Below are 12,324 nucleotides of genomic sequence, written 5' to 3'. Positions count from 1 at the left end.
CGCGATGTCGCTCGCCGATCCGGTTCTCGACCGGCTGAAGAGCCTGCATCCCAAGGTCATCGACCTGTCGCTGGACCGCGTGCACCGGCTGCTCGCCGCGCTGGACCATCCGGAGCGGCGCCTGCCGCCGGTGGTCCATGTGGCGGGCACCAACGGCAAGGGCTCCACGCTCGCCTTCCTGCGGGCGATGCTGGAGGCCGCGGGGCTGCGGGTGCATGTCTACACCTCGCCGCACCTTGTGCGCTTCCACGAACGCATCCGGCTGGCCGGTACGCTGATCGACGACGACCGGCTGGCCGCCCTGCTGGAGGAATGCGAGGCCGCCAACGGCGGCGGGCCGATCACCTTCTTCGAGGTGACGACGGTCGCCGCCCTGCTCGCCTTCGCGCGGGAGCCGGCGGACGTGGTCCTCCTGGAAACCGGGCTGGGCGGGCGGCTGGACGCCACCAACGTGGTGGACCGCCCGGCGGTCACCGCCATCACGCGCATCTCCTACGACCACCGCCAGTTCCTCGGCGACACGCTGGAAGCCATCGCGGGCGAGAAGGCCGGCATCTTCAAGCCGGGCGTCCCCGCCGTGATCTTCCCGCAGCCCGCGGAGGAGGCCGCCCGCACCCTGGCCATCCGGGCCGAGACGGTGGGTGCGCCGGTTTCCGGCTGGTCGGTCACCCCGACCGAGGGCGGTTTCCGCTTCGAGAGCGCCCGCCGCCGCATCGAGTTGCCGTTGCCGGGGCTGGCCGGAGCGCACCAGATCGTCAACGCCGGGGTGGCGCTGGCCTGCCTGGACCATTTGCCGGTGGCGGTGGACGACGCAGCGGTGCGCCGCGGCCTCGCCGCCGTGGAGTGGCCGGCCCGTCTGCAGCGGCTGACCCGCGGCCCGCTGGCCGACGCGCTTCCCGCAGGTTGGGAACTGTGGCTGGACGGCGGCCACAACGACTCGGCAGGTGAGGTTCTGGCGATCCAGGCCGCGCGCTGGGCGGAGGAGGAGCCGCAACGGCCGCTGCTGCTGGTCTACGGCATGCTGGCGAGCAAGGATCCGCAGGAATTCCTGGGTCCGCTGGCGCCCTTCGTCACCGCCGCCCGCACCGTCGCCATCCCCGGCGAGGAGGCGTCGCTGGCGGCGGAGGACACCGCCGCGGCCACCCGCGCCTGCGGCATCGCCGACAGCGCGGCGGCAGCGGACGTGAGCAGCGCCCTGGAGGATCTGACGGGGCGGGTCGAAGGGCCGGCCCGCGTGCTGATCTGCGGCTCGCTCTATCTGGCGGGCACGGTCCTGGCGGAAAACGGCTGATTCGAAGGGACGGGCAAGCGGGGGGCTCAGCGCCCCTGCTTGCCGTCCAGTTCCAGCATGTTGCGCAGCGCGGCGAGGGTCTTGCCGAGCGTGCCCGAATCGTCCTTGGCGGTTTTCTTGCCGGACTCGTTGCCTTCCGCCGGCCTGATGGCGTCGGGCTTGGGCTTTTGCGGCGCGTTCATGGGGACCGGCTCAACGAGGTCCAGAGGCTCGTCGGCATCGTCCGCCTCCGCTTCCGCCTCCGCCGCGCGGCGCGGCAGCGGCTTGAAGCCGGGCAAGGCGTCCGCATCGGGGCGGGTGGGCGCTTCGCTTTTCCAGGCCGGGTGGGGCGGGTCGTCCAGATCGCTTTCCGCCTCGACGAGCGCGCGCAGGGCGCGCAACGCCTCTTCCATCTCCTGTTCCTGGGCGGACTTGCGCAGCACGGGAGCGCCGTGGTCTTCCGGCTCGTCGTCCCTATCCGCTGTGTCCGCGCTCTTGCGGTTCCAAAAGGCATCGTCGGCGTCGGCTTTCTGGTCCTCCGCGTCGTCGTCCTCCGGACCGTCGTCATCACGATCAACATCGACATCGTCGGCCGGCTTGCTCGACCGGCCGAACAGCGGAGTCACCACGCCGCCGTCGCGGTCGTCCCCGCTCTCGTCCTCGTCGCGGTCGGCGGCGGCCTTCTGGACCATGCTGCGCAGGGCGGCGATGGTGCGGTCCAGCGGTTCGCTGCCGGTGGGCGCGGGGTCGCGCTCCCGGGGGCGCTCCCACGGCGGCGGGGCCTTGTCCGGATCACGGATGGCGAAGCCCAGGATGTCATCGTTGGACGGCTCCGCGTCGTCGTCGTCACCGTCCGGATCGGCCTCCCGGACATCGGTTCTGCCGGCGTCGTCCTCGATCGAAAAGGCTGGCGGTGGGGACGCAACCTCAACAGCCGGAGCACCGTCGCCGCGGCCATCCAGAATGCTGCGCAGCGCCGCGATGGTGCGGTCGAAGGAGCGGGAGGCCTCGCCGTCCGCATCGTCCTCGACCGCCGGGTGGTTCTGCCGGGCGGGCGGAGCCGGAGGCAGGCCCTCGACCCGATCCGCTTGGTCGTCTTCGCCCTCGCCCTCGCCGTCATCCTCGTCCGCATCTTGGTCCACGAGTGTCCAGCGGCGCGGGCTCCAGTCCTCGTCGTCGTCCCACTCCGTCCCGTCGGCGTCCCGCTCGGCGGTGTCCGCCGTGTCATCCACGTGGCCGGCGAGATCGGCGAGCGACACCGGTTCCCACAACGGGCGCCGGCCCGACTCGGGAGCGGCATCACCGTCCGCGGCCAACCGTTCCAGCTCCAGATCCGTTGCCAGAGTGTCGGGTTCGGGCTGAGCGGCGGGGAAGGGGATCGGCGCCCGCATGGCCGGGGCCGCGTCCTCCACGTCCGGCTCGTCCATCGCGTCGCCGCGGATCCGCACCGCGTCGAGCAGCCCTTGCAGGGCGGCCAGCGGCCCGGCGAAGGACGGGGCGTCCTCCTCCATGGTCATCGTCGTCGCCGGCGTTGCGAAGGGCGGAGGCGCCGGGCGGCTTTCGGTGTCGCGGGAATTGCAGCGCGAGCAGCGGTAGTGGGGGGCGATGGACAGGACCGGGTAGTTGGGTCCGAAGCGCCGGTTCATGTCCGCGCGCGGCAACACGCCCTCGTGGCCGCAGGCGCGGCAGCGGACGTGCACATCGACCTCGATGTCGCGCAGGTAAAGCATGCGTGCCATGGGCGCAGTATACGCAGCGGCGTGCCCAAGCCCAGCGGATTCGCCGCGCGCGCCGCGTGCCGCGCCGGTGCCGGCGGTGACCTTTTCGGTCGGCCGTGCCGACGAGTCATCCCGGCGGGCCGTCCCGAGACGGACGGTTGGCAAGTCGCGGCGGAGCCGCTATGTTCAGCGCCGTGGCCCCGTAGCTCATCTGGATAGAGCGACGGTTTCCTAAACCGTAGGCAGCTGGTTCGAGTCCAGCCGGGGTCACCACCTCCTTCCGCGACCGGTTCCGCAGTCTGCTGGCCCCGCAATCTGATGGAAGGCTTTCCCATGACCGCATCCCTGTTGCAGGACGCCGTTCTCGTCACCGGCGCGGGTCGCCGCGTCGGTCTGCATCTGGCCGAGCGGATGATGGCGCTGGGGCACCCCGTCGTCGCCCATTACCGCACGCCCACCGACGGTGTGGAGCGGCTGCGCGCCGCCGGGGCGATCTGTCTGCAAGGCGATCTGGCCGATCCGGACGGCGGGCCGCGGCTGGCCGAGGCGGTGCGGGGCGTGGCGGGAAGCCTGCGGGCGGTGATCCACAACGCCTCGGCCTTCGAGGTGACGGCGGCGGACACCGCGGACGCGCTGCGGCAGCTCGATGTCTTCCACGCCGTTCATGTCCGCGCGCCCTTCGCGCTGAACCGCGAACTGGCGCCGCTGCTGGACGCCGGTTCGGCGCGAAGGGCCGACATCGTCCACATCACCGACATCTATGCCGACAACCCCAACCCGGCCTTCGACGCCTATTGCGCCAGCAAGGCCGGGCTTCAGAACCTAGCGCTGTCCTTCGCCAAGCGGCTGGCGCCCAAGGTGAAGGTCAACGTCGTCCAGCCGGGGCCGATCCTGTTCAAGGAGTGGCACGGCCCCGAGGCGCGGGCGCGCGTGCTGTCAGAGACTCTGCTCGGCGAGGAGGGCGGGGTGGAGGCCATCGGCATGGCGGTGGAGGCCATTCTCCGGAACCACTATCAGACCGGCGCCGTCGTCGCGGTGGACGGTGGCCGGCGTCTCGCCTAACCGGGGGGAGCCGTCGCGGCAACCCGGCAGGGCGGCAGCGCACAGTTCGCCCTGCGCTGGCGGAACGGGGCGCCCGGCGAGCAGAGCGGCGATCTCCGCGAAGGGGGCGGCCAGATAGGCGTCCGGGCGCAGGGCCGCCAAGCTGTCCACCGGGAAGGAGCGGTTCACCCGCCCGATCAGGTCGATGTCGGCGGGGCGGTCGCGCGTTTTGCAGCAGGGGTGGGCGCGGTCGCGGCCCAGCGCCAGCTCGACCCCCACGCACAGCCCCTTGCAGCAGGAGGGGTCCAACGCGCTCGGCACATAGGCGCAGTAGTTGACGAAGGGGTGGTCGCTCGTCATGCCGACCGGAGCCGTGCGGTAGAAGCGGCTGACCAGGACGGAACCGAACAGGTCGGCCAGACGGGCCGCGATCCGTGCCGCGTTCCGATCGGGTTCCACGTTCGTTCCGATTCCCAGAATGTAGCCGTCCAGCGGCAGCGGGGCGGCCGAAACCGGAATCAATGCGTCCATAAGCGTTCCGTCGGGCGGGGTGTGCATGGAAAAGATGTGAAAATCCGGGCGGAAACAATGATGCCGGATCGTTGCGGGTTGATCATTTCACGGGACAAATATGAACGAATTTCGATACACCTTTCCGTATGTGAAAATTCGGCGGCTGATTTTTACAGAATTTTCGTTGGATCGTTCGTAGAATGCAATCATGATAAAGGTTGCATGGCCGAATAGCGGACGGTTAGCCGATATGGTGGATAGAGTTGTTTGCCGTCTTGTCGCCCTGACGTTGTTTGTATTTGCCGGTGCTGCCAGCGCCGGGACGCTGCCGGAACCGACGGAAAAGCCGATTCTGGTCGTGTCGGGGCAGATCGGGGCGACCAACCGCGACGGTGCGGCGGTCTTCGACCGTCCCATGCTGGAAGCGCTGGGCATGGTCTCCTTCACCACCGCCACCCCCTGGTACAAGGAGCCGGTGACCTTCGAAGGCGTGCCGCTCGCCCGCCTGATGGAGCGTGTGGAGGCGCGTGGCGAAACGCTGACCGCGACGGCGCTGAACGACTACACCGGCGAAATCCCCATGGACGACGTGCGGAACCGCAAGGTGATCCTGGCGCTGAAGCGCGATGGGGCCTACATGCCGGTCAGCGACAAGGGGCCGCTGTTCATCGTCTATGATTTCGACCATGATCCGGAAGCGAACCGGCAGAAATATTTCGCACGCTCGGTCTGGCAGGTCGCCCGGCTGACCGTGAAGTGAAGGCAGCCCTTGTGAGTCCGCCGACCGAGACCGCGCCGAAGGGAAGCTCGCGGCTGTCCCGCCTGCTGGGCTGGGCGTCGGAGGACCGTACGCGCCGCATTGGGCTCTGGCTGGCGATCCTGACCGGCGCGTTCGGCCTGGCGGCTGCCTATCTGTCGCTGCTGGTGGTGAACTACGGCGAAGCGCTGCGCGGGGCCGCGCCCTACAACTTCGCCTGGGCCGCCAGCCAGACGGTGGGGGAGGTGACGCGGCTGGAGCAGCGCATCCTGGCCAGTGCGCTTCCCGGGGCCAAGGTCGACGCGGACGAGGTGCAGCTCCGCCTGGACATCGTCCGCAACCGCATCGCTGTGCTGGGGCGGGGGCAGGCCTCCCTCTTCATGGACCGCTACCCGCAGCATCGCCGCACGGTGGCCCGGCTGGAGGAGGCGCTGAACAGCGTCGGCACGATCCTGGCCGGGCCGCTGCCGCCGGCGGACAAGGCGCTGGCCGCCCTGGCGGTTCTGGAGCCCGTCGACCGCGAACTGAACGCCTTCGCCTCCGTCGCCTCCCAGTTCGGTGGGGAGCTGGTGGACGAGGGGCACGACCATCTGCTCTATCTGCATGGACTGTTCTCCATGCTGTCGGCCGGTCTGGCGGTCTGCGGCGTTCTGTTCATCACGGTGCTGCTGATCCAGAACCGGGCCATCCGGAAGGCGCATGACCGGATGGAGGCGATGGCCGGCGCCCTGCGGACGGCCATCGCCCAGGCGGAGGAGGCCAGCCAAGCCAAGACCCGCTTCCTGGCGACCATGAGCCACGAGCTGCGCACCCCGCTGAACGCGATCATCGGCTTTTCGGAGCTGATCCGCGAAGACGGCGACATCGGCGGCGGCCGCTCCGCCGCCGTCCCGTCCGGCAGCACGAAGGAAACCACCCGCCGGGAGAACGCCCAGCGGGAGCACGCCCAGTATGCGGGCTACATCCTGACCAGCGCCCGGCACATGCTGGGTCTGGTCATCGACATCCTGACGGTCGCCCAGATGGAGGCGGGCCACGCCAACCTGACCTTCGATTCGGTGGACCCGCGCAAGGTGGTCGGCACCGCCATCGCCACGGTGCTGGGCACCCAGGCCGGGCGGGGCCGGACGATCCGGACGGCGGCGGGGGCGGTCTGGCCGGTGCTTCAGGCCGACGAGCGGGCGGTGCGGCAGATGATGCTGAACCTGCTGTCCAACGCGGTGAAGTTCAGCACCGCCCCGTCGGTGATCGAGGTGGAGGCGTGGCTGGACCCGCAGGGCGGTTTCGTCATCGCCGTGCAGGACCAGGGCATCGGCATGACGGCGGAGCAGATTGAAAAGGCCGCGCAGCCGTTCTATCAGGCGGAGGACGGCGCTACCCGCCGTTTCCAGGGATCGGGGCTGGGGCTCAGCATCGTGAAGAGCCTGATGGAGGCGCATGGCGGCCGGCTGCTGCTGGAAGGCGCGGCGGGGACCGGCCTGCGAGCCTCCCTCCATTTTCCGGTGGAACGGGTCGGCGGGTCGGCGCCGCGTCCGGACCCGGCAAGCCAGGTTTGAGCAAGGCAGGTTTGAGACCGAGCGGCGTCGGCCTTGCCGAAAATAAGCAAAGCAAAGAAGGGATCGGGTTTTATGACGGTGCAGGCAAATGTTCTCGCCCTCGTGCAGGAAGCGATGGAGGCGCGCCGCTCGAACGAGGCGCTCGACACGCCGCTGGACGCCGCGGGCGAGGCGGCCATGATCGACGCCGCGGCGCGGAAGGTCGAGGAACTGCTCGACGTGCTGCGGATCGACCATCGCAACGACCACAACACCCGCGACACGCCGCGCCGCGTCGCCAAGATGCTGGTGCGCGAGCTTCTCAAGGGCCGCTTCACGGCGGCGCCCGAGCTGACCGAGTTCCGGAACGCCGAGGAGTTCGACCATCTGATTGTTACCGGCCCGATCGCCGTGCGCTCCACCTGCGCGCACCATCTGATGCCGATCTACGGCACGGCCTTCATCGGCATCCTGCCGGCCAAGGGCGGCAACATCCTGGGCCTGTCCAAGTACGACCGGATCGTCGACCATTTCGCCGCCCGCTTCCAGATCCAGGAGGAGCTGGTCAAGCAGATCGGCAACTTCATCGTCGAGGCCACCCGGCCGCGCGGGCTGGCCGTGCGCATCAGCGCCGTTCACATGTGCAAGACCCACCGCGGCGTGCGTGCCGGCCATGACAGCCGCATGGTCAACAGCTCCTTCCATGGCGAGATGCTGGAATCGCGCGATCTGCGCGAGGAGTTCCTGAGGGAGTGCGCGACGCTTGAACATTCCGCCCGCTGAGCGGACCGTTCTGCCCGTCCCAACGGGCGCGAAGCGCCCGACTGTTTCTGAGGGCGCGAAGCGCCTGACTGTTTCCGAGGGCGCGGAAAGGCGGTCCGGCATCGCGGGGGCGGCGCTGTTGATGGCGGCGTCGCTCGCCCTGGTGCTGACCGCCGGGGCGCTGGCCCGCGAACTGGGAGCCCGCTACGGAGCGGCGGAGGTTCTCTTCCTGCGCTTCCTGCTGTCGCTGCCGGTGGTCGCCGCGGCGGCTTTTGCGATGGCCGGGCGGCGCGCCCTGTCCGTCACCCGGCCCGGCGGCCACGCGGTGCGGGCGCTGAGCGGCGTCGGGGCGGCGCTGATCTTCTACGCGGCGACCCAGCATCTGCCTTTCGCCGATCTGGTCGCCCTGTCCTACGCGGCGCCCCTGTTCGTGGTGCTTCTGTCCGGCCCGGCCATCGGGGAACGGGCGGGGGCGGCCTCCGCCGTCTGCGTCGCGCTGGGGATGGCCGGGGTCTTCCTGATCGCCCCGCCGACGCGGCTGGAGCCGTGGAGCCTCGCCATGCTCGCCATGCCCTTCCTCAACGCGGTCTGCATCCTGGCGACCCGGCGGACGGCCCAAGCCGACGGGCCGGCGGCCACCGGGCTGGTCTTCGTGCTGGCTGGGTGCCTGCTGACTGCTCCGGCGGCCCTGTTGACCGGCTTCCGGATGCCCGAGCCGGCGGATCTGCCGGTCTTCCTGCTGCTGGGTTTCGCCGCGGGGGCGGCCATTCTGCTGAACGCCGCCGCCTTCCGCCGAGCGCCGGCGGCGGTGCTGGCGCCCATCGACTATCTGGGGATTGCGGCCTCGGCGGCCATCGGCTTCCTATGGTGGGGCGAAAGCCCGTCGCCCGCGGTGCTGCTGGGCGGAGGGCTGATCGCCGCCGCCGGGCTGGGAACCCTGTGGGCCGGCGCGCGGCGCTGACGGCTTCCGCCCGTTTCGCCTACTGCACCACGATCCGACGCATCACGGCCTTGGTGGCGCGGACCAGATCCGCCGGGGCCAGGGCGATCTGCAGGCCGCGCCGCCCGCCGTTGACGACCATTTCCGGCAGGGTCTCGGCGCTGCAATCGATGAAGGTGGGAAGGGGCTTGCGCTGGCCCAGCGGGCTGATGCCACCGACCATGTAGCCGGTGGTGCGCTCCGCCAGGGTGGGGTCGGCGAGATCGGCCTTCTTGGCCCCGGCGGCGGCGGCCAGCGCCTTCAGGTCCAGCTTCGCCGCGACGGGGATGACGACGCAGGCCAGCGCCTTCGGCTCCAGCTGGACGATCAGCGTCTTGTAGACCACCGCCGGGTCCAGCCCCATCGCCGCCGCGGCGTGCAGGCCGATGGCGTCCGCCGAGGGGTCGTACTCATACTCCATCAGGCGGTGGGGCATCCCCGCCGCCTTCGCCGCGTTCACCGCCGGTGTGACCTTCGCCGCCATCTCGACCTTGCTCCCCAGGCGCGGATTCGCCCTTTCATGCCGGGAGCTTAGCAGACCGCCCCAGCGAGGGGGAGAGGGGGACGGAGGGGAGGGCGCAACGCCGCGGTGCACCCCTTTCGACGACGCAATTTTGCCCAAATTGCGCCGGTGTTCATGCCAACGCGCCTTGGACAGACGGGCCGCCTGCCGCGATTCTGACCGCCGGCCCGTTCCCCGGTCGGAGAGTTGGAGAATCATGGTCCCACGCACGCTGCTTGTCGTCGATGACGATCCCACCCTGGAAGGCCGGGTCCAGGACGCCCTGCCGGTGTGCCGGATCGTCGCCGCGGGCGGCGTGGCGGACGCGCTGGAGGCGGTGCGGGCGTACCGGCCGCCGGTGGTGGCCCTGTCGGTCGATCTGGCCCAACTGGCGGAATCGCCGAACGGCGGCGGCGACGGCCTGGACGCCCTGTCGCTGATCCTGGGCGAGGCGCCGTCGATCAAGGTCATCGCGCTCGCCCCGCACGACCAGCGGGTGCTGGCGGTGCGCGCGGTGGCCCGCGGCGCCCACGAGGTGTGCGGCAAGCCGATCGACGCGCAGGAGTTGGCCGGGGTGGTGCAGCGCGCTTTCCAGCGCGCCGACCTGGAACTGGAAGGGCGCCGGCTGGCCACCGGGGACGCCCCGCCGACCCTGCGTGTCCTGCGCGACGAGACGGAGCGGCGTGCCTTGCTCGACTCGCTGGCCCGCTCCGGCGGCAACCTGTCGGCGACGGCGCGCCTGCTCGGGGTCAGCCGCCCGACGCTCTACAGCCTGCTGCGCCAACACGGCATCCGCGCCGATTGACGCGGGATTGGCTCATTCGGCGCGCGAGCCGGGGTTGCCGATCATCGACAGGAATTCGCGCCGGGTGGACGGATCGCTGCGGAAGGCGCCCAGCATCCGGCTGGTCACCATGGTGACGCCGGTCTTGTGCACGCCGCGGGTGGTCATGCACTGGTGCTGCGCCTCGATCACCACGGCGACGCCTTCGGGCTGGAGCACCTGATCGATGGCGTTGGCGATCTGCGCCGTCATCTTCTCCTGGATTTGCAGGCGCTTGGCGTAGGCTTCGACGAGCCGTGCCAGCTTGGAGATGCCGACGACGCGCTGGCGGGGCAGGTAGGCGACGTGCGCCTTGCCGATGATCGGCACCATATGGTGCTCGCAGTAGGACTCCAGACGGATGTCGCGCAGGACGACCATCTCGTCGTAGCCGTCGGTCTCCTCGAAGGTGCGCGCGAGGATTTCCTCCGGTTCGATGGCGTAACCGGCGAAGAACTCCTCGTAGGAGCGGACCACCCGGTCCGGCGTACCCAACAGACCCTCACGCGCCGGATCGTCGCCGGCCCAGCGGATCAGTGTGCGGACGGCATCCTCGGCCTCGGCACGGGTGGGGCGCGCGATCTCGCCATGGCCAGTGCCGGCGGGGTGGCCGGGGCCGCGGAGGACATTGTCGGCGTGCGGAGTCTTGGAAGCCGTCACGGGGCGAAGCCTTTCGATTCCTGGTCAAACCGGTTCTGATCACATGCGGGCCGTCGCCGCGGCACACAATGCCGGAGCCGGCAAGTCAGGTATGAATACGGCCCACTGCTCGCCCGGATCACAGAGATTTTCGAGAAAGCCGGCAGGCCGCAGAACGGAGTATGGCGCAGGTGGGTTCGGACGCCGCACAGTCAAGACGTTGGAGGCAGCCTTTCAGCCCGCTCTGCGGCGATAGGCTGCACGCTCCGGATGATTCTTACCGGAAGCCGCTGCGCGACCGGCGTCAGTTCAACTGGCGGGGCTGGTGCGGGCTGTCCAGCGAGAAGGCGGGAACCGCCACGTCGAAGGTCTCGCCGCCGCCCGTTTCGAACCGGTAGGAGCCGACCATGATCCCGGATGGCGTGGGAAGTGGTGTCCCGCTGGTGTATTCGAAGCTGCCGCCGGGTTCCAGCACCGGCTGTTCGCCCACCACGCCCGGCCCGCGGACCTCCTGCACGCGCCCCAGCGCGTCGGTGATGTGCCAATAGCGTGTGCGCAGCCGGACGGTTTCCTGGCCTTCGTTCTCGATCCGGACGTGATAGGCCCAGACATAGCGGCTTTCGGCGGGCATGGACTGCTCGTCGAGAAAGACCGGCTGGACGGTGACGCGGATCGCGCGGGTGACTTTCGTGTACATGGCGGCACTCCCGGTCCAGAGAATAGGGGCGGGGGAAAGCGCCTGTCCAGTGGTGGAGCGGGGGACACCCCCTCCGGATGCCCCGAAGCGGCAAGGCGGGGGCCGCGGCGATGCATGCAGGACACACCGGGAAGCCATGCGCAACGGGCCGGTTCCGACCCTTTCACGATCGCTTGAACCCCCTGTCCGCTGGTGTTATATGCGAGGTCCCTGCAACGGCCGAAGAGCCTTGCCCATGTCTCGTCCGCACAGCATCAGCATCCGACGACGACGCCATGCCGCGCTGCGCGCGGTTGCGGCCGTCCTTGGGTCGCGTGCGGACGCTTCGGGTCTCCGCCGGCACTGATCCGGCGCTCCCCCGGCGCGGCGGCGCGATCCGCCTCCGACCACAGTCTTTCTGCCGGGAAGCCCCTTGACATGATGATCTCCCTGGAAGAGCCGCGGCACGACGCGGCGATCGAAGCCCTGCTCGACCGGTCCTTCGGCCCGGATCGTTTCAAGAAGACCGCCTACAAGCTGCGGGAGGGCGTCGCCCCGATCCCGGAGCTCGGCTTCGTCGCCATCGAGCATGACGAGCTGGGCAACGAGATTCTGGAGGGCACGATCCGCTACTGGCCGGTGACCATCGGCGGCACGGTGCCGGCGCTCCTGCTCGGCCCGATCGCGGTGTCGGACCGGCTGCAGGGCGGCGGGCTCGGCAGCAAGCTGATCCGGATGAGCCTGAACAAGGCGGCGGCGCTGGGCCACCGGGCGGTGATCCTGGTCGGCGACGCGCCCTATTACGCGCGGTTCGGCTTCACGCGGGAGCTGACTCTGGACATGGCGCTGCCGGGCCCGGTGGATCTCGACCGTTTCCTCGGCCTCGAATTGGTCCCCGGCGCCCTGGCCGGCGCCGCCGGCATGGTGACCGCCCCGGCGGTGGACGAGGCCTACGGGGTGCCCGCGAACGAGGACGTTCGGCAGGAGGCCGGCGGCACCGCCTTGTTTCCGCGACTGATCTCGCCGCTGGTGTCGGTTTTCGCCGCTTCCCCTCGGGAACTTGCCGAATCCCGCCTGTGGCATGCTCGAACCGCTTGAAAGCGGCGAAA

The 12,324-nt window shown here is 70.0% G+C and carries 12 protein-coding genes, 1 tRNA gene and 1 pseudogene; 9 read left to right on the top strand and 5 right to left on the bottom strand.

Features of this window, described 5'->3' with window-relative positions; all coding sequences use genetic code 11:
• The first annotated feature begins 4 nt into the window (after window positions 1-4).
• Entirely contained in the window at window positions 5-1,291 is a 1,287-nt protein-coding gene (locus tag ACWPXE_RS25570; RefSeq protein ID WP_454020108.1) for a bifunctional folylpolyglutamate synthase/dihydrofolate synthase, read from the top strand.
• A 26-nt stretch (window positions 1,292-1,317) separates the two neighbouring features.
• Here ACWPXE_RS25570 and ACWPXE_RS25565 read toward each other — a convergent pair whose 3' ends face one another.
• Entirely contained in the window at window positions 1,318-3,009 is a 1,692-nt protein-coding gene (locus ACWPXE_RS25565) for a hypothetical protein (protein ID WP_454020107.1), read from the bottom strand.
• Window positions 3,010-3,184: 175 nt separating this feature from the next.
• Between ACWPXE_RS25565 and ACWPXE_RS25560 the strand changes: the two genes are divergently transcribed.
• Window positions 3,185-3,261: transfer RNA gene (locus ACWPXE_RS25560), tRNA-Arg, on the top strand.
• Between the two features lie 60 nt (window positions 3,262-3,321).
• Window positions 3,322-4,050, top strand: a complete 729-nt coding sequence (locus ACWPXE_RS25555; RefSeq protein ID WP_454020106.1) for an SDR family NAD(P)-dependent oxidoreductase — start codon at window positions 3,322-3,324, stop codon at window positions 4,048-4,050.
• A gap of 183 nt (window positions 4,051-4,233) precedes the next feature.
• On the opposite strand, the pseudogene ACWPXE_RS25550 reads toward ACWPXE_RS25555, so the two are convergent.
• A pseudogene (locus ACWPXE_RS25550) lies at window positions 4,234-4,560 on the bottom strand (2-amino-4-hydroxy-6-hydroxymethyldihydropteridine diphosphokinase); the annotation flags it as partial.
• Window positions 4,561-4,792: 232 nt separating this feature from the next.
• Between ACWPXE_RS25550 and ACWPXE_RS25545 the strand changes: the two are divergent.
• The 4 genes from ACWPXE_RS25545 (at window position 4,793) to ACWPXE_RS25530 (ending at window position 8,557) form a co-directional block, all read left to right on the top strand.
• Complete coding sequence (locus ACWPXE_RS25545) at window positions 4,793-5,302, top strand: molybdopterin-dependent oxidoreductase (protein WP_145703991.1); 510 nt, start codon at window positions 4,793-4,795, stop codon at window positions 5,300-5,302.
• A gap of 11 nt (window positions 5,303-5,313) precedes the next feature.
• Window positions 5,314-6,855: a sensor histidine kinase gene (locus ACWPXE_RS25540; protein ID WP_454020105.1), complete on the top strand. Its 1,542-nt coding sequence runs from the start codon at window positions 5,314-5,316 to the stop codon at window positions 6,853-6,855.
• Between the two features lie 72 nt (window positions 6,856-6,927).
• Window positions 6,928-7,617 carry a GTP cyclohydrolase I gene (gene folE, locus ACWPXE_RS25535; protein ID WP_454020104.1) on the top strand — a complete coding sequence of 230 codons (690 nt, stop codon included), beginning with the start codon at window positions 6,928-6,930 and terminating at the stop codon, window positions 7,615-7,617.
• Between the two features lie 121 nt (window positions 7,618-7,738).
• Window positions 7,739-8,557: a DMT family transporter gene (locus ACWPXE_RS25530; RefSeq protein ID WP_454020103.1), complete on the top strand. Its 819-nt coding sequence runs from the start codon at window positions 7,739-7,741 to the stop codon at window positions 8,555-8,557.
• 19 nt (window positions 8,558-8,576) lie between these two features.
• On the opposite strand, the gene ybaK is transcribed toward ACWPXE_RS25530, so the two are convergent.
• Entirely contained in the window at window positions 8,577-9,059 is a 483-nt protein-coding gene (ybaK, locus tag ACWPXE_RS25525) for a Cys-tRNA(Pro) deacylase (protein WP_454020102.1), read from the bottom strand.
• Between the two features lie 235 nt (window positions 9,060-9,294).
• On the opposite strand from ybaK, the gene ACWPXE_RS25520 reads away from it, so the two are divergent.
• Window positions 9,295-9,882: a response regulator gene (locus tag ACWPXE_RS25520; protein WP_454020101.1), complete on the top strand. Its 588-nt coding sequence runs from the start codon at window positions 9,295-9,297 to the stop codon at window positions 9,880-9,882.
• 12 nt (window positions 9,883-9,894) lie between these two features.
• Here the strand turns inward: ACWPXE_RS25520 and folE (ACWPXE_RS25515) are convergent, their stop codons facing one another.
• On the bottom strand, window positions 9,895-10,560 hold the full coding sequence (gene folE, locus ACWPXE_RS25515; protein ID WP_454020100.1) for a GTP cyclohydrolase I FolE: 666 nt from the start codon (window positions 10,558-10,560) through the stop codon (window positions 9,895-9,897).
• Between the two features lie 283 nt (window positions 10,561-10,843).
• On the bottom strand, window positions 10,844-11,236 hold the full coding sequence (gene apaG / locus ACWPXE_RS25510; RefSeq protein WP_454020099.1) for a Co2+/Mg2+ efflux protein ApaG: 393 nt from the start codon (window positions 11,234-11,236) through the stop codon (window positions 10,844-10,846).
• Between the two features lie 417 nt (window positions 11,237-11,653).
• On the opposite strand from apaG, the gene ACWPXE_RS25505 reads away from it, so the two are divergent.
• A complete protein-coding gene (locus tag ACWPXE_RS25505) occupies window positions 11,654-12,313 on the top strand; it encodes a GNAT family N-acetyltransferase (protein WP_454020098.1) in 660 nt (219 codons plus the stop codon).
• Window positions 12,314-12,324: the final 11 nt, after the last annotated feature.

It is taken from the genome of Azospirillum sp. Marseille-Q6669 (assembly GCF_965111635.1).
Note: the sequence above shows the minus strand (reverse complement) of the source record. Positions and strands in the feature narration are given on the sequence as shown.

Coding starts and splice junctions, on each gene's coding strand:
- ACWPXE_RS25545 (WP_145703991.1), top strand. CDS start 4,793: ATGGTGGATAGAGTTGTTTGCCGTCTTGTCGCCCTGACGTTGTTTGTA.
- ACWPXE_RS25520 (WP_454020101.1), top strand. CDS start 9,295: ATGGTCCCACGCACGCTGCTTGTCGTCGATGACGATCCCACCCTGGAA.
- ACWPXE_RS25555 (WP_454020106.1), top strand. CDS start 3,322: ATGACCGCATCCCTGTTGCAGGACGCCGTTCTCGTCACCGGCGCGGGT.
- apaG (WP_454020099.1), bottom strand. CDS start 11,236: ATGTACACGAAAGTCACCCGCGCGATCCGCGTCACCGTCCAGCCGGTC.
- ACWPXE_RS25505 (WP_454020098.1), top strand. CDS start 11,654: ATGATGATCTCCCTGGAAGAGCCGCGGCACGACGCGGCGATCGAAGCC.
- ACWPXE_RS25565 (WP_454020107.1), bottom strand. CDS start 3,009: ATGGCACGCATGCTTTACCTGCGCGACATCGAGGTCGATGTGCACGTC.
- ACWPXE_RS25530 (WP_454020103.1), top strand. CDS start 7,739: ATGGCGGCGTCGCTCGCCCTGGTGCTGACCGCCGGGGCGCTGGCCCGC.
- ybaK (WP_454020102.1), bottom strand. CDS start 9,059: ATGGCGGCGAAGGTCACACCGGCGGTGAACGCGGCGAAGGCGGCGGGG.
- ACWPXE_RS25570 (WP_454020108.1), top strand. CDS start 5: ATGTCGCTCGCCGATCCGGTTCTCGACCGGCTGAAGAGCCTGCATCCC.
- folE (WP_454020104.1), top strand. CDS start 6,928: ATGACGGTGCAGGCAAATGTTCTCGCCCTCGTGCAGGAAGCGATGGAG.